Origin of the sequence: Paraburkholderia silviterrae (assembly GCF_004353915.1) — a bacterium.
GTDB lineage: Bacteria > Pseudomonadota > Gammaproteobacteria > Burkholderiales > Burkholderiaceae > Paraburkholderia > Paraburkholderia silviterrae.
In genome coordinates, this window is sequence record NZ_SMRP01000040.1 from 40,085 (window position 1) to 56,226 (window position 16,142).

The 16,142-nt window shown below is 66.2% G+C and carries 15 protein-coding genes and 1 pseudogene; 5 read left to right on the forward strand and 11 right to left on the reverse strand.

Features of this window, described 5'->3' with window-relative positions:
* Nucleotides 1–3: 3 nt before the first annotated feature.
* Complete coding sequence (locus EYW47_RS36945) at nucleotides 4–771, reverse strand: IclR family transcriptional regulator (protein WP_133199748.1); 768 nt, start codon at nucleotides 769–771, stop codon at nucleotides 4–6.
* Nucleotides 772–779: 8 nt separating this feature from the next.
* Entirely contained in the window at nucleotides 780–1,667 is an 888-nt protein-coding gene (locus EYW47_RS36950) for an N-formylglutamate amidohydrolase (RefSeq protein WP_133199765.1), read from the reverse strand.
* 468 nt (nucleotides 1,668–2,135) lie between these two features.
* Between EYW47_RS36950 and EYW47_RS36955 the strand changes: the two genes are divergently transcribed.
* The gene (locus EYW47_RS36955) at nucleotides 2,136–3,236 is read left to right on the forward strand and encodes a porin (RefSeq protein WP_133199749.1); all 1,101 of its coding nucleotides are present in this window, start codon (nucleotides 2,136–2,138) and stop codon (nucleotides 3,234–3,236) included.
* Nucleotides 3,237–3,278: 42 nt separating this feature from the next.
* On the opposite strand, the gene EYW47_RS36960 is transcribed toward EYW47_RS36955, so the two are convergent.
* From EYW47_RS36960 to EYW47_RS36975, 5 genes are all read right to left on the reverse strand, one after another.
* On the reverse strand, nucleotides 3,279–4,511 hold the full coding sequence (locus EYW47_RS36960) for a PepSY-associated TM helix domain-containing protein (RefSeq protein WP_133199750.1): 1,233 nt from the start codon (nucleotides 4,509–4,511) through the stop codon (nucleotides 3,279–3,281).
* Nucleotides 4,512–4,831: 320 nt separating this feature from the next.
* Nucleotides 4,832–4,981 (reverse strand): hypothetical protein, encoded by a 150-nt coding sequence (locus EYW47_RS41185; RefSeq protein ID WP_165976784.1) that lies wholly within the window; start codon nucleotides 4,979–4,981, stop codon nucleotides 4,832–4,834.
* Between the two features lie 139 nt (nucleotides 4,982–5,120).
* Nucleotides 5,121–5,708: a nucleotidyltransferase family protein gene (locus tag EYW47_RS36965; RefSeq protein WP_133199751.1), complete on the reverse strand. Its 588-nt coding sequence runs from the start codon at nucleotides 5,706–5,708 to the stop codon at nucleotides 5,121–5,123.
* Nucleotides 5,709–5,808: 100 nt separating this feature from the next.
* On the reverse strand, nucleotides 5,809–7,473 hold the full coding sequence (locus EYW47_RS36970; RefSeq protein WP_133199752.1) for an FAD-dependent oxidoreductase: 1,665 nt from the start codon (nucleotides 7,471–7,473) through the stop codon (nucleotides 5,809–5,811).
* 481 nt (nucleotides 7,474–7,954) lie between these two features.
* Nucleotides 7,955–9,247, reverse strand: a complete 1,293-nt coding sequence (locus tag EYW47_RS36975) for an aspartate carbamoyltransferase (protein WP_133199753.1) — start codon at nucleotides 9,245–9,247, stop codon at nucleotides 7,955–7,957.
* Between the two features lie 294 nt (nucleotides 9,248–9,541).
* Here EYW47_RS36975 and EYW47_RS36980 point away from each other — a divergent pair, with 294 nt between their 5' ends.
* From EYW47_RS36980 to dapA, 4 genes are all read left to right on the forward strand, one after another.
* A complete protein-coding gene (locus EYW47_RS36980; RefSeq protein WP_240764080.1) occupies nucleotides 9,542–10,546 on the forward strand; it encodes a M23 family metallopeptidase in 1,005 nt (334 codons plus the stop codon).
* On the forward strand, nucleotides 10,539–10,901 hold the full coding sequence (locus tag EYW47_RS36985; protein ID WP_133199754.1) for a hypothetical protein: 363 nt from the start codon (nucleotides 10,539–10,541) through the stop codon (nucleotides 10,899–10,901). The genes EYW47_RS36980 and EYW47_RS36985 overlap by 8 nt, the downstream gene beginning before the upstream one ends.
* 76 nt (nucleotides 10,902–10,977) lie before the next feature.
* Nucleotides 10,978–11,406 (forward strand): bactofilin family protein, encoded by a 429-nt coding sequence (locus EYW47_RS36990; protein ID WP_133199755.1) that lies wholly within the window; start codon nucleotides 10,978–10,980, stop codon nucleotides 11,404–11,406.
* Nucleotides 11,407–11,723: 317 nt separating this feature from the next.
* The gene (gene dapA / locus EYW47_RS36995; protein WP_133199756.1) at nucleotides 11,724–12,578 is read left to right on the forward strand and encodes a 4-hydroxy-tetrahydrodipicolinate synthase; all 855 of its coding nucleotides are present in this window, start codon (nucleotides 11,724–11,726) and stop codon (nucleotides 12,576–12,578) included.
* A gap of 156 nt (nucleotides 12,579–12,734) precedes the next feature.
* Here the strand turns inward: dapA and EYW47_RS37000 are convergent.
* From EYW47_RS37000 to EYW47_RS37015, 4 genes and pseudogenes are all read right to left on the reverse strand, one after another.
* Nucleotides 12,735–12,968 (reverse strand): annotated as a pseudogene (locus tag EYW47_RS37000) (DUF2866 domain-containing protein); the annotation flags it as partial.
* 237 nt (nucleotides 12,969–13,205) lie between these two features.
* Nucleotides 13,206–13,403, reverse strand: a complete 198-nt coding sequence (locus EYW47_RS37005) for a DUF3562 domain-containing protein (RefSeq protein WP_133199758.1) — start codon at nucleotides 13,401–13,403, stop codon at nucleotides 13,206–13,208.
* A gap of 202 nt (nucleotides 13,404–13,605) precedes the next feature.
* The gene (locus EYW47_RS37010) at nucleotides 13,606–14,667 is read right to left on the reverse strand and encodes an alkene reductase (protein ID WP_133199759.1); all 1,062 of its coding nucleotides are present in this window, start codon (nucleotides 14,665–14,667) and stop codon (nucleotides 13,606–13,608) included.
* 92 nt (nucleotides 14,668–14,759) lie between these two features.
* Nucleotides 14,760–15,089, reverse strand: a complete 330-nt coding sequence (locus EYW47_RS37015) for an ArsR/SmtB family transcription factor (protein WP_133199760.1) — start codon at nucleotides 15,087–15,089, stop codon at nucleotides 14,760–14,762.
* Nucleotides 15,090–16,142 lie beyond the last annotated feature (1,053 nt).

Genomic DNA, 16,142 nt, shown 5'->3' on the forward strand with positions numbered 1-16,142 from the left:
GTGTCAGGCGGGCAGCGCGACACGCGCGCCGGTATAGCCGAGCTCGGCGGAGATCGTCGCGGCGCAGGCTTGCAGGCGCTCGAGATAGTCGGGTATCTCGGCCCGGCCGATACGCATCTCCGGGCCGGAGACGGCCACGGCCGCCACCGTGGCGCCCGACATGTCGCGCACCGGCACCGAGATCGCGACCGCGCCCGGCGTCACTTCGCCGAGGCTGACCGCGTAGCCCTTGCGTGCGATCGCGTCGAGCTCTTCGAGCAGGGCGATCAGATCGGGCGCGTCGGGCATCTTCTTCACGCGCGCGAGATATTCGGTGCGCACCGCGTCGGGGGCGAAGGCGAGCAGCACTTTGCCCGAGGCGCCATGGTTGATCGGCCGACGATTGCCGACCGCGCCCACCGCGCGCATCGGGTGCGTGGTTTCGCAGCGCGCCACGCAGACCGTTTCGAGTCCCTCGCGCACGCGCAGCACGATCGTCTCGTTGATCGCCTGGTTGAGCGCGAGCATGTGGCGCGAGGCTGCTCGCACGAGCGTGTTCTGCTGCGCCGCGGCCACGCCCAGCACGAAGGCCTGCGGGCCGAGCGCGTAAGTGGCGCTCTGCGCGTCCTGCACGACATAGCGATGCAGCTCGAGCGTGCACAGCATGCGATAGGTGCGCGATTTGTTGATGCCGAGCTGCGTGGACAGCTCCGTCACGCCAAGGCCGGGGTGCTCGGCCACATAGCTCAGCAGTTTGAGCGCGTTGTCGACTGCATCGACGATATAGGTCATGTCGGGCCTCACAGTGCTTCGAGTTGCGCGCGAACGTAAGCGGCTAGCGCTTGTGCGAAGGCGTCGAGGTCGCGCTTGAGCGCGTCGAAACCCGCGTGCTTCGCGAAGGCCGCTTCGTCCATATAGAGCGCGCGATTCAGCTCGATCTGGATACTATGGCACTTGCGCGCGGGATCGCTCACGGCGCGCAACAAGTCGCCGCCTTGATAGGGCTCGTTGATCTGCACGCGATAGCCGGCCGCGGCAAAGTGGTCGGCGACCCATTGTGTGAAAGCGGGATCCGACGTGGTGCCGCGCCGGTCGCTGACGACGAGATCGGGGCGCGCTTCACCGGCGTCGACGTTCATGGCGTTGCCGCGCGATTTCATTGAATGGCAGTTCACGTGCCATAGCGCGCCGTGACGCGCATACGCGGCATCGGCCGCCTCGCGCAGTGCCGCGCGATAGGGGCGGTAGTACGCGTCGATGCGATGCCGCACCTCGGCAATCGGCAGCTTGCGGTCGTAGAGCGGCACGCCTGGCAGTGCGTAGCGACGGATCAGGCCCATCCCGCGCAACGTGTAGGGCTCCGGCACGAGGGACTCGGGCCAGGGCTCGGCGAGCAGCTCGGCGTCGATGTCGGTGACGGCGCGGTTGGGGTCGATATAGGCGCGCGGAAAGTGCGCGCCGATCAGTGCGCCGCCGTGCGCGGGCACGCCGGACCATAGCTCGTCGACGAATGCGTCCCACGAAGTGAGGATCGCCTCGCGCGGCGCGACCGTGCCGAAATCGTCCGGCAGCGCAATGCCGCTGTGCGGCGAATCGAACACGATCGGCAACGGTGCGGCCTGGGCAGCAACCGTGAAGCACGGTGCGGGCTCGTCTGCCTGAGAGGAGAGGGGGCTTGGGGCCGCCATGGATGTCTTCGTCATTGCTCGTCGATCAATGGGATCGTGTTTTAAACAATAAAACAGCGTTTTAAATTTAATCGAAAGCGTACCGCTACCCATGGAATGAGCGGATTGGGGTTTCCCCTGGCGTGAGGCCGTAAAGCTGGCGCAATCTCACAGCCATCAAGCGTTTAATGGATTTTTTGGGACGCCGCGACGGCCCGTGATGCGTCGCGGGTTATTGACAGCTTCTTGACGGGGCGGAAACGATGCCCGAATAATAAATAATACGTTGTTTTAAACAATAAAACAAGCGATTCGACGGGACGCGGAGCCGCTTATCCGGAAGCTGCGCGAGCGGCGGCGCACGCAACGGTGCTTTGCTTGATCCGCGATTCGATTTAATCAGTAATGCAGAGAATATGCCGCGCCAGCAGAGGCGGCCATCCAGACTATCAATACACGGCATCTCGCATGCCAGAAGGAGAAAAAAACATGCAGCAGACCTACCGGCGCACCCTCGCACTCGTCCTCGGCGGGATGGGCCTCGCGGCCTCTCACGCCCACGCGCAGTCGAGCGTGACGCTGTACGGCATTGTCGATGGCGGCTTCACCTATACGAGCAACCAGGGTGGCAAGGCGAACTACCAGGCGACGGCCGGCAGCGAGCAGGGTTCGCGCTGGGGCCTGCTAGGCAGCGAGGATCTGGGTGGCGGCAACCACGCAATCTTTCGTCTCGAGAACGGCTTCAATCTGATGACGGGCACGGCAAGCGCGAACGGGCGCATCTTCGGCCGCCAGGCCTGGGTGGGGCTCGCGAACGACCGCTGGGGCTCCCTGACGTTCGGCCGCCAGTACAACGCGGCGCAAGACTCGCTCGAGCCGCTGCAGATGGCGGTGGTGACTTCGCAGTACGGCACGCACCCGTTCGATACCGACGACCTGAACAACACCTTCCGCACCGACAACGCCGTCAAATACGTGACGCCGGTGTATCGCGGTCTCTCGGTCAACTCGATGTACGGCTTCAGCAACAATGCGGGCTCGTTCGGGACCAATCGCTCGTGGAGCGTGGGCGCGAGCTACGCGGGCGGGCCGCTGCAGTTCGGCGCGGCCTACGTTCAACTCGACAATCCGGCCACGGATACGACCGGCGCGATTCCTTCGGACAACTACTTCACGTTCCTGAAGGGCATCACGCAGCAGCGCATCTGGGGCGCGGGCGGCATCTACAGCTTCGGCAAACTGGGCGTGGGTGCGATGTACACCAACGTCGCGTTCGAGCTGACGCCGCAAAGCCAGCACCAGAACTACCAGAATGCGGAACTGAGCCTGCGCTACGAGATCACGCCGGCCGTCCATGCGGCGATCGGCGAGACCTGGACGGGCGTGACGTCGAACGGCAAGAAGGATAGTTGGCACTACTGGCAGACGACGAGCGCGCTCCAGTATTTTCTCTCGAAGCGTACCGACGTCTACCTCGACCTGATCTATCAGCGTGCGACGAACGCGGTGGCGCAGATCGAGGGCACCTCGGGCGCATCGAGCAGCGGCAGTCAGTTCCTCGTGGTGACGGGCATTCGCCACAAGTTTTGAGCACGGCGGCGGCGGGGACTGCGCGGCGTTGCGCCTGCAGGGTCAACCCGCCGCGCGTTCTCTCGTGCGCACGGGCCTGGCCTCAGTCTCGTCCTTGCGTGCGCTCTTGCGGCGGGCCCGCGCCTTCTTCAGCCAGATCAGCATGCCCGTCACGCTGAGCATTGCAACGGCCACGCCCGTGAAGCTGATTGCGATGCGGCCCGGCAATCCGGCGATCCGCCCGGAGTGCAGCGGAAACTGCGCCTGAATGAAGAGGTCGCCCGCGCTGCCCCGCCCGGGAATCTGTCTGGCGATCACCTCGCCGGTGCGCGCATTCATGACGAGCCACGGATTGCCGAGGCCCGCGTCGCCGTGATCGTTGCCCGCTGCGTAGTAGCCCACGCCATAGGCACTCAGCGCCGGCATCGCGAACAGGCCGCCCGGCGGCGCGGCGATGCCTTCGCGGCGTCCCAGCGCGCTCGCCGCGGCCACGATGCGCGTGCGCGCCGCGGCGGCCTCGGCGGCCGTGAGCGCGGGACCGGGCGCGGCGGTGCGGAACGGGTCCGGCGCGAGCGTCGAGAACAGCGACACGACGGGGCGCACGACCTGCGTGCCCAGGTTCATCGAAATCGACGTGAGCGCGATCACCAGCAGCAGGCCCCAGAGCCAGACGCCGCCCGAACGGTGCAGGTCGAACGTGAGCGCGTAGCCGCCGCGCTTCACGCGAAACGCGAGCGACTTGCGCCAGCTCTTGAGGTTCGGAAAGGCGAGCACGATGGCGATGAAGCCGTCGAGCAGCCAGGCCATGCCCACGATGCCCATCGTCCAGACGCCGAAGTCGATGCCCACCTTCGTCGGCAGGAATAGCGTGTAGTGGAGCTGGTAGAGGAACGGAATCAGGTTCAGGCGCGAGAGCGAGGGCGCACCCCACATGCGGCGGCCTTGAATGACGCCGGTGGCCGGGTCCATCGCGACCTGGTTGTAAGCAAGCGCGAACGGCTCGCCGGTGCTCGGGTCGAGGCGCGGCTCGACGCGCACGACGAAGGTGTGGCCCGGCTCGACCGAGAGCGGCATGTAGCTGACTTGCGCGCGCGGATCGGCGGCTTCGAGGCGTTGGGCGAGCGTTAGCGCCGGTAGCGGAGCGCCCGCCGTGGACGCACGATAGAAAGACGGATTGAGCGCGGCGTCGAGTTCGTGGTCCCAGGCGATCACCGCGCCCGTGAGGCCGGCGAGAAACAGGAAAGCCGCTGTGCCGAGGCCGAGCCAGCGGTGCAGGCGCACCAGCAGGGCTCTCATGCGGCGGCGCCGGGCGTGCGGCGGGCGCGGTGGCCGGCACGGACGGGCGCGGTCTGGAAGGCGGTCACGTTGATGGCGTCGGATCGAATTTGAGGTTAAACAAGAACTTTATTGTAAATGCGAATCGTTTGCATTCTAGGGGCGCGCGCACGCCGATGCAAGCTTCGCGAAAGCAGAGGAAATCGGCGGTGCGTGGGAAGGTCGGCGTAGCCGCGCGAGTCGTGCGCTATGCCGCATGCCTGGCGAGCGCCATATTCAATGAGCCGGAATGTGCCGACGCGCGGCCGCGATTGACGCGGCCGGCGAGCGGTGGCGCCTCGCTACACCGGATCCTTGTTAGGCGGACCGTCCGGGCGCTGCGGTTCCTCGCCGTGATGTCCGGGCGGCGGGGGCGTGAGCGGATCGCGCTCGGGGTCGCGCGTCGGATCGGCGAGCGGATCGGGCAGCGGATTGGTGTGCGAGCAGATCATCGCGGGTACCTCGTGCGCAGGCGTGGCCAATCGGGCACGACGTGTGGATGGTCCTTATAGCGTAGGCGATAGGCGCTCTTCGTGCGGAATTTCGCGTGCGCACGGGAGACGTCAGCCGCACGCACGGGACCCGCAGAGATTAGAGGCCGTCCAGGTCGGCGGGTGTATCGACGTCGCGCAGGATGCCGGGGTCGTCCACGTCGATGCGGGTGAGCGCGGGCGAATTCAGCAGCGCGCGGGCGCCCGTGTCGCCGTCGAGCGCGAGCAATGCCGCGCGGTGCGCGAGGCCGAAACCGACCGGATGGCCGCGCTGCTCGCGATAGAACGGCGCGACGAGCGGCTTGCCTGCGTCGAGTTCGCGCGCGACGGCCTCGATGGTCGCGTGCGCGATGCGCGGCATGTCCGCGAGCGCGACGATCCAGCTTTCTCCCTCGGTGTCCGCTTCGACGGCTGCGGCGAGACTCGCGCCCATGCCCCTCACAGCGGCGGCCGCGAACACCACGTCGCAGCCCGCGTTGTTCAAGACGTGGGCGAGCGCTTCCGCGCCCGGACGCACGACGGCAATCACCTTCGGCGTGGTCATCAAGAGCCTGTGCGCGGCTTCCTGGGCAACGCTGACGCCGTTGGGCAGCGGCGCGAGGAGCTTGTTGCGCAAACCGTTGGGATCGAAGCGTGATCCTGTGCCGGCGGCGAGCAGTACGCCGGTGGCGAGCGATGCGTAGGCCATTGGGGAGTACCGCGCGAGAGGGGAACGCGTTGATTGTGCGGTGCAACTGCGCCCGAGGCAAGCCCGGGAAGACGCGCGCCGCGCCTTTGAACGCGCCACGCTACCCACGCACCTGCTCAGGCACTTCATCGAGGTAGCGGTGCACGAAGGCGATCGCCATGCTGCCCTCGCCCACGGCCGAGGCCACGCGCTTGACCGGGCTCAGGCGCACATCGCCGCAGGCGAAGATGCCGGGCACGCTCGATTCGAGCAGCCAGGGATCGCGCCGGTGCGACCAGCGCCCTGCTTTCACGATGTCGTCGCCGGTCAGCACGTAGCCGCGCTTGTCGCAGGCGATCTCGGGCGGCAGCCAGTCCGTTTGCGCATCGGCGCCGATGAAGACGAACAGGCCGCCACATTCGCGCCGGCTCACATTGCCGTTCGTCGTATTGAGCATGTCGATGCCGGTGAGATGCGTGTCCCCATGCACGCCGACCACTTCGGTGTTCAACTCGACGGACACGTTCGATTGTGCGGCGATCTGTTCGACGAGATAGCGCGACATCTTCCTTTCGAGCGAGTCGCCGCGCAGGACCAGCGTGACGCTGCGCGCGTGGCTCGCGAAATACAGCGCCGCCTGACCCGACGAATTGCCGCCGCCGATCAGATACACGTCGAGCCCGTGCGTGCCGCTGGCTTCGCTGCGCGCCGCGCCGTAGTAGATGCCTTTGCCGATGAAGCGGTCGAAACCTTCGATCTCGAGGCGTCGCCACGCGACGCCCGTGGCGAGGATCACGGTGCGCGCGCGCACCACGTCGCCGCCGTCGAGATGGACTGCGTGCGCGGCCGTATCGATGCGCGCGACGGCGCGCGTGACCAGGATCTCGGCGCCCAGCCGTTTTGCCTGCTGCAAGGCGCGGCTCGCCAGTTCGTCGCCGGAAATGCCACCGGGAAAGCCCAGATAATTTTCGATGCGCGACGAGGTGCCGGCTTGGCCGCCGGGCGCTTCGCGCTCGACCACAATGGTACGGAGTCCTTCTGATGCGCCGTAGACGGCCGCCGCGAGCCCGGCCGGCCCGCCGCCGATGATGAGCGTGTCGTATTCGTCGCGTCCCGGTTGGGTCTGCAAGCCGAGACGCTCCGCGACCTCGCGCGTGGTGGGGCGGGTGAGCAGCGTGCCGTCGGCCAGGCGCAAGGCAGGGCAGGCGTGGTCCTCCGGGCAGGTGCCATTCCAGCGGCTTTTGAGCTCCGGCGCGTCGGGCGTGAGCCATTCGCAACTGATCTGGTTGCGCGCGAGGAACTGCCGCAGGTCCGCGCAGGCGGGGTCCCAGCGTGCGCCTATCATGGTCACGCGCGTCTTCGGCGGCTCGGCGGAGAGGCCCTGCAATCCGCCGATGCGTTCGCGCGCGAGCGCGCCCATGCGGGTGGCGACGTCGGACGAAACGGCGGCCATCGAATAGTAGTGCTGAGCGTCCACGCGCATGACGCGCGAGGGCTCGGCCGCGCGATAGGCGCCCGGAAACGGCGAGCTGAGTGCGAGCGGCACCTCGCCGAAGATCGTCCCGGGCATGCGCCAGCCGAGCGTACGCTCGACGCCGTCGAACAGCTTGACGACCTCCATCTTGCCGGACAGCACGGCATAGAGCGCACGCTCGCCGCCTTCGTGCACGGCGTATTCGCCGGGGCTCAGATGCAGATCCGCAGAGGTATGGGCGAGGCGTTCGAGTTCGGTGTCGGGCAGCGTGGAGAAGAGAGGGATCGCGCGAATTTCGTCTATGGTCAGCATGGCATCGCCAATAAGCGGGCAAGCAGGAAACGACGATGGGAGAACGACGCGGCACGGCGCCCGGGCCTTGCGGCGCGGACGTTTCATGCAGTATAGGCGGCGCGCTGGCCGGCGTTGATCGAATCAATCGACTGAGGAATCGCGCGTTTTCAATCGTGACGGCGGTGCGCAATGTAGCGTTTGGCGGAGCCTGGCGGCGGGTGCGTCGCGACCGTGGCGCTCAGTGGCGACACCGCGCGCGACAGCGAGGACATCCGGGCCGCGGCGGGCGGCGGCGCCGATTGGAGGCCGCGATCGACGCTGCTGCGAAGGCGCAGGGGCTCACGTGCGTGACGGTTTGCATGCCCTGAGTCGCTGAAAAAGCCGTTGAAAAAACGCTTCGGCCCGCAGGCGCGGTGTGCGCGTGCGGGCCGATGGTCAATGGCCGATAGCCGATGAGCCCGGCGGCGCGTGCAGGCAAGCCGCGCGCCGCTCGAGCGCCTCAGTCGATGCCGTGGAACACGGCGTCATCCGGGCCGAGGTACGCAGGCGGGCGCCACGCGGCATCGCGCATCGAGTGCTGCACGAGGTTCTCGACGCCCAGCAGCGTCGCAAAGATCGCCATGCGCACCGGAATGCCGTTGTCGGTCTGGCGGAAGATCGCGAGGCGCGGATCGTGGTTCAGATCGGTCGAGAGATCGTTCGCGCCCGGGCGGCTGTCGCGCGGCAGCGGATGCATCACGAGCGTCTCGGGGCTGCAGCACTCGTCCATCAGCGCCTGATTGATCTGGAAGTCGGGCGTGTAGCCTTCGAACGACTCGTCGGTGAAGCGCTCCTTCTGGATGCGCGTGGCGTACACGACGTCGGCGCCGCGCAGGCCTTCGCGCAGGTCGTGCGTCTGCTCGACCACGTGGCCGTTGGTCGAGATCTTGTCGACGATGTAAGCCGGCATTTCGAGCATCGGCGGCGAGATCAGCGTGAACTTGATGCCGCGATAGAGCGCGAGCAGCTTCACGAGCGAGTGCACCGTGCGGCCGTACTTGAGGTCGCCCACGAGCGCGATGTGCGCGCCGTCGACGATCTTGCCCAGACGCGAGAACTCGCGCTGGATCGTGTAGAGGTCGAGCAGCGCCTGGCTCGGGTGCTCGCCGGGGCCGTCGCCGCCGTTGATCACGGGAATGTTCACAGCGCGCGCGAATTCGGCCACCGAGCCTTGCTCAGGATGCCGAATTACCATCGCATCCACGTAGCCGGCCATCACGCGGCTCGTGTCGTAGATCGATTCGCCCTTGGCCATCGACGAGAACGTGAAGCCCGTCGTGTCGCACACCGATCCGCCCAGCCGGCAGAACGCGGCGCCAAAGCTCACGCGCGTGCGCGTGCTGGCCTCGAAGAACAGGTTGCCGAGCACCGCGCCTTCGAGCACGCGCGAGATTTTCCGGCGGCGCGCGATGGGCTGCATGATGTCGGCCACGCGAAAGAGCGCTTCCACGGAGTCGCGTGAGAACTGGTCGACCGACAGCAGTTGCGGCTTGCCTTCGAATGGCATCTGGCTGGCCAGCGACCGCGGATCTACGCTTTGCGTATAGACTTCGCGCGTCTCGCCGTTGCCGACGATCTCCGAGACGAAGCGCTCGACGATCTCCGGCATGGCGCGCGACTCCTGCGACTCTTCGGGCAGCAGCCAGGTGTCGAGCGCCCGGCGCGACACGCCGATGCGGCTCGCGAAGGCGTCGCGGGTCATGTTCAGACGCCGCATGGCGTCGCGGAGGAAGGCTTGTTGCGGAACGCTCATGCTGGGCACCCGTGATGGCTGGTTGATGTACGCGGTGCGTATATTAGTGTGCCTGCGTGAGAAGTCAAGCGCTTTTGCGGCTCGCCGCGGTTGCGACGCGCGCGCGTTTGCCGCGCCCGCGAGCCCGCTTTTATCGGGATGGGCATTTTTGAGGCGCCGGGATAATCGCGGTTTTGATTAAGGAAGGGCCGGCGCTCGCCGGCCCTGGCAGCCTGAGATGTACGCATTGTTCTGTACCCTGGTGTCCTGCGCAACGCTCGTGCGCGCGAAACGGCGCCGCCGCCGGAGCCGGCCATGAAGATGCCATGGTCGAGCTCGGTGGACGAGCTTTCGAGCGGCGAGACCCGCTTTGTCACCCACCGCGCCGCGCGCCGCACGGCGGTGGTTGCCGCGTGCGCGGCCGCTGTGCTTGCGCTCGCGGGCGGCGTCGCCATCGGCCGCTACGGCGGCATGGCGCTGGCGCCCTCGGCGCCCGGCCCGGCCGGCGCGGAGATGCATCACTATGTGGTGGGCGAGATCGGCCGCATGAACGCCTCGATCGCGCTGCTCGATCCGCGCATCGAGCGGCTTGCCGCCCAGCTTGCCGAGCTGCGCCAGTTCGACCAGCGCTTGCGCGCGCAGCCGCCGCGTGGGGCGGCGGTGGCGCCCGCCGCGCCCGCCACGCGCTCCGGCGACGACGACGGCGGCGAGGGTGGCCCCGCGCTCGCGCCGCGGCACTGTGTCGAGGCGTCCGCCGCGCGTGCCAACGCCCACGCCGTCAATGGCGAAGTCGACTGCATGGCCGCCACGCTCGGCGCGCTCGAGCAGGCCGTGGCGCAGCACGAGGCGGCATGGGACGCGTTTCCCGGCCGCCGCCCCACCGGGGCGGGCCGGCCCGGCTCGCCGTTCGGCAACCGCATCGATCCGTTCACGCAGCGCCTGAGCTTTCATCCGGGGCTCGATATTGTCGCGTCCACGGGCACGCCGATTCTCGCCGCAGCGGGCGGCCGCGTCATCTTCGCGGGGCAGAAGTCGGGCTATGGCAACGCGGTGGAGATCGATCACGGCAACGGCTTCGTGACGCGTTACGGGCACGCCTCGAAGATCGACGTGCAGGTGGGGCAGGTCGTGCTGCCGCGCGAGCATATCGCCGACGTCGGCTCGACCGGGCGCTCGACCGGCCCGCACTTGCACTTCGAGGTGATCGTGAAGGGCGTGCAGGTCGATCCCGCGGACTATCTCGAGCTCTTCAGCGCGTACCAGAGCGCAAGCGAAGCTGCCAACCGCGCCGCAAGCGGCGCTGGAGGCGCCAATGGCTGACCCACGGCGTTCCGCGCGCCAGCGCCGCGACGCGCAGCGCGCCTTCGAACTGCAGCCCGTGCGCTCGCGCGCATGGCGCTGGGGCGTGGCGCTCACATGGACCGCTGCTGCGGCGGCGGCCGGCGCGGGGCTCACCGCGTGGGCACTGTATGCCGATGACGCCGGGCGTTGCCCGGTCGTCGCGCCCGATTTGCTGCAGACGCGGCTCTCCAACACCGAGCTCGCGCTGGAGCAGGAGCGCGCGGCGCGCTCGGCCTTGCAGAAGGCGGCGGACGCGGCGCAGGCCGAGGCCGCGAAGCTGCAAGCCGAGCTGGTGTTCCTGCGCGGCCATGGCGCACGCCCGAACGCGCACTGATCTCACGCGCGTGCTTAAACGCGAGATCGACACAACCCATTCAGACCAAACGCAACGAAACGCAACGGTGTCACCCATGTTCAACAAGAAGAAACCCCAGCCGGGCATCGCCCAAACCAAGCTCGCGACCTTGATTGCCGAGGATGTCCGCATCACGGGCAATCTGGAATTCGCCGATGGGCTGCGGCTCGACGGCCAGGTCAACGGCAATGTCAGCAGCAAGGCAGGCGCACAGACGCTGCTCGTGCTGAGCGAGCGCAGCACCGTGCAGGGCAACGTGCACGGCTACGACATCGTGGTCAACGGGCGCATCGTCGGCGACGTGATCGCCGATCATTTCGTCGAGTTGCAGGCGAACGCGCACGTGGTCGGCAACATCTACTACCAGCAATTGCAGATGGATTGCGGCGCGAGCGTGGACGGCAAGCTCACGAAGCGCGACCCGGGCGAGGCGCCGAGCCTGCTGCTCGATACGTCCGTCGTGGACGTAGAGGTACACAGCTGATTCTTGCCGCTGCGCGCGCAGGCTCGCGCGGTTTCGCGCGTTTTCCGTTACACTTCCCGGCATGTCACGTCAGCCGAATCCCTTCGCCACGCCATTGATCGTCGCCGCTTCGCGCGCGACGCGTGCGTGCGCGCAGGCCTCGTGCGCGTGCGTGAAAGCCAAAAAACAGCCGCTCATCTGACCGGAGCTCGCTGTTCCGTCGGATGTGCGATGGAACGGCCTGCCGGCGGCGCCCCGCCTCTTTCTCTCTCCTGGCTTGCCCGATTTCCGCGTACGGATCGACGGACCTTCCATACGGTCGCGTTCAAGGGAAAGTCATGTCTTCGTTTTCGGGTATCTGGATTCCGCTCGTCACGCCGTTCAATCGCGGCGCCGTCGATCACGAGGCGCTCGACGCGCTCGTGCGCCACTATGCGCAGGCGGGCGTAGCGGGTTTTGTTGCGCTCGGCACGACGGGCGAGCCGGCCGCGCTCGACGATCGCGAGCAGGACGCCGTGCTTGCCACCGTGCTCGCGAGCGCGGGCGGCTTGCCGGTGGTCGCGGGCGTGAGCGGTAATCACACGCAGTCGGTATGCGAGCGCGTCGCCGCGCTCAACGAGACGCCGGTTGCGGGTGTGCTGGCGGCGGCGCCGTATTACATCCGTCCGTCGCAGGCGGGTGTGATCGGCCATTTCATGGCGCTCGCCGACGCGAGCCGCAAGCCCGTGATCCTCTACGACATTCCCGCGCGCACCGGCGTGCAGCTCGAATTGCCGACCTTGCTCGAGCTGGCGGGCCATGCGCGCATCGTCGCGGTGAAGGATTGCGGCGGCTCGCTCGAGAAGACGCTCGCGCTGATCCTCGACGGCCGCCTGCAGGTGCTCTGCGGCGAGGACATCGAAATGTTCGGCGTGCTGTGCGCGGGCGCGAGCGGTGCGATTGCGGCGTCGGCGCATCTGTTGCCGGAGCGTTTCGTGGCGATGGAGCGGGCGCTGCGCGAGGGACGTCTCGCCGAAGCGCGCGCGCTCTGGCACGCACTCGTGCCGCTCGTGCGCGCGGCGTTCGCGGAGCCGAATCCGGGGCCGGTGAAGGCGGCGCTGGCACGGCGCGGGCTCATTCGCAACGAGCTGCGCGCACCGATGACGTGTGCGAGCGAGGCGCTGGAAGAAACGTTGGGAAGGATGGTGGCGTGAAACTGCGGGGAGAATCGCTGCGCGAGCGGCGCGTCCCGAACTATGGGACGCGCCGCAGAGCCCCTAGCTCGTGGCGCGCGCGCTGGCGGTGCTGCGCGCGCGGCGCCGCGTGCGCGGGCGTTCGGCGTCCACCGCTTCGCCATTGAGCAGGATGCGGCGGCCTGGCACGTGCTCCGCCACGAGGCGCGCGATGTCGAGCGCCGAGCTCTCGGCGGGCACGACCTGGCGGCGCGCGCCGTCGTCGAGCGGCGTGGTCCATTCGACCAGCCGATAAGCACGGCCCCATGGATTCTGCAGCGGCATGGAGACACGGCACGACGCAACGCGTGTAGTCGAGCCGTCGCGCAGCAGGGACTGCAAGTGCATCAGCACATCGTCGTCTTCAACCATGACCTTGCTCCTCCTCGGCTAACCGCACAAAAAAACGCCGCCGATGCTCCGGCGGCTCAACAGGGGTGAGCGTATGTTTGCAGCGAAGAATTAAACCAGGCTTAAGAGGCGGTGCTGGCCGCGCGCGAGCGACACGCGAGTCGGGCGCATGCAGCCGTGACAGGCGCGCGAAAGCCCGCCGCGCGAACCGCGGTTCGCGCGGGAGAGGCAACGAGCTGGCAGGAGTGGGGCGAGCGATCAGTGCGGTTTCGCGCTGTTTTGTCGCAGGGTTGCGCGGACCTTGCGCGCGGCGAAGAGCGGGAGAAAGTCGAGGATGCGTGCGTCGGCGCGATAGTTGTCGAGCGCGTCGGCGTAGATGCGGGCTACCGTTTCCTCGGGTGTATTGGTCTCTTCGGCGATGCTGTGGACGATTTGCTCGGCGTCGACTTGGGGCATGGTGGTTCTCCAGTCAGCCAGTGGGCGGGGCAGGCGGAACTGCAATTCAAGGACAAACTCGCGCGCGGCGCCAATTGAATCGGCCTATCGGGAACCGAGCGACGCTGCGAGAAAGCGCGCCCATGTGCATCGTCCCCGGCCCGGGCATGGCGCCCTGGCCGGGGACGAGTGAGCGAAGCTGCGCGCCATGCGCGCTCGCCGCTTACGCCACGCTTTCGAGCGACGGATAGTCCGTGTAGCCGGTTTCTCCGCGTGCGTAGTAGGTCGACGGATTTGGCGCATTGAGCGGCGCGTTCATTTCGAAGCGGCGCGGCAGATCCGGGTTCGCGATGAAGAGCTGGCCCCAGGCGACGGCGTCGGCTTCGCCATCCGCGAGCACGCGTTGCGCCGCCTCCAGCGTGAACTTCTCATTTGCAATGTACGGGCCGCCGAATTCGGCCTTCAATTGCGGACCGAGACGGTTTTCGCCGAGCGACTCGCGCGCGAACAGGAACGCAATCTTGCGCTTGCCGAGCTCGCGTGCGACGTAGCCGAAGGTTGCTGCGGGGTTCGAATCGCCCATCGTGTGGGCGTCGCCGCGCGGAGCGATATGGACGCCCACGCGATTCGGCCCCCAGACGTCGATGCACGCGTCGGTAATCTCCAGCAGCAGGCGCGCACGATTTTCAATCGAGCCGCCGTAGGCGTCGGTGCGCTCGTTGGTGCTGTCCTGCAGGAACTGGTCGAGCAGATAGCCGTTCGCGCCGTGAATCTCTACGCCATCGAAGCCTGCGGCCTTCGCATTGAGCGCGCCCTGGCGGAATGCGGCAATGACGCCGGCAATCTCGTCGGTGTCGAGCGCGCGGGGCGTGACGTAGGCGCGCTGCGGTCGCACGAGGCTCACGTTGCCCTGCGCCGCGATGGCGCTCGGCGCGACGGGTAGCGCGCCGTCGAGGAAGAGCGGGTCCGAGATGCGGCCCACGTGCCACAGCTGCAGGAAGATGCGCCCGCCCGCTGCATGCACGGCCTCGGTCACGAGCTTCCAGCCCTCGACCTGTTCCTGCGACCAGACGCCCGGCGTTTCCGCGTAGCCCACGCCCTGCGGCGTGACCGAGGTCGCCTCGCTGATGATGAGGCCCGCCGAGGCGCGCTCCGCGTAGTACTTCGCCATCAGCGCATTGGGCACGCGCGCCTCGCCTGAGCGCTGGCGCGTGAGCGGCGCCATGATGATGCGGTTGGGCAGCGTGAGGTCGCCGATTTGAATGGGGTCGAAAAGCGTTGCCATGTGTTCACCTTGTTGCGGGCGCGGCCCGCGGCCTTGATTCGATACGGGAAAAGAAGCCGACCTTGCCGATCGGCTTGCGACGATGCTCGCCGTCACAACTGCTTGCTCACGAGGGCCAGAAACGCCTCGATAACCGGCTCGTTGCGCTTGAAGAACACCCATTGGCCGACGCGTTTGGACGTGACGAGTCCCGCCTTCTGCAGCGCGGCCAGATGCGCCGACACGGTGGATTGCGAGAGCGCGCAGTGCGCGTCGATCCGGCCCGCGCAGACGCCGTGCTCGAGCGGGAGCTCCTGATCGGCGAAATGGACCTTCGGCTCGCGCAGGCACGCAAGGATCTCGCGCCGCACGGGATTGGCCAGCGCCTTGTAGATCGCGTCGACGTCGATGTCGAGTGTTGGGGTCGGTTGGGATTTCTTCATCGGGGTTGCATCGTAACTGTGCGAATCATATATCGCATTTTAACGATATGGGCGATGACACTGATTTCAAGAGGGTTGTCGATATCGACATACAAAAAAGTGTGCACTTCGGAGAAAGGGGCCGAAAGAGACAAAAGAGAACGCGCCTGACATTTCATATAACGGGATGTCATCGTATGTCTATGAATTGTTGTGGTATTTTTCGTTGATCGTGCATCTATGGTCCACTTCGTTCTCGCGGCTCTTACGAATTCTTCTGAGTCAAAATACTTCGTATAACTAATCTAATGTGCGCACTTCGCAATACTGGTGGGCTCTCCAGAGAACCTTTCGTCTTTATTTCAGATCCCGCCGCTGTTCGCATCAAGCTCTCAATGATGGCTGACGGGGCCAGCGTTCCACTGTGGCACCACGTTTGGCCGGCAGAAGTGCTGTTGATGGCTGTGCGTGTCGCAGAAGTAGCGAATTGGTCGCGAGCGGGGGTACGGAATGGGGCAAGAGCTTTTCAAACTCCAGGTGAAAGACTTTTGAGCGGGATTGCGATCCCGACTTAGGGTGGGCGGTGACGGATATGGTTGTTTGGGGGGAAATGTTGGATCCAGTGTGACCGTTTCCGGGTACGTTTGAGCGGCTGTGTGCGCAGTTTGACGTCTCAGAAGCGGATCGTTCGTGCTTTGTGTTGAACGGAACGATCGTCGTCAGATGGAGGGCCGGCGATCGGGGACTATTCAATTCGATCCGAGATCTCGGGAGGGCGAGTGGTGAGCCCTCGCATCTACCGTTCGCGATATTTTTATTAAATATCCGAATTTCGCTTGACGGGAGATTCTCGTCCGCGCATAATTCGCCTCCCTGTTGATGCAGGGCGCAAAAAAAACAGCGGATTTAGCTGATTTTTGAGCGATCGATCTTTAAAAATTTACAGCCGATAAGTGTGGGCGCTTGATTCGATCTAGCTCCTCGCCGTGATTTTTTATCCGGTGAGAAAAGCACAAGTATCAAGAGTCTCACACTAAAGTAAGTCAGGTTTTTGAATTTATTCAAATTCCTGTC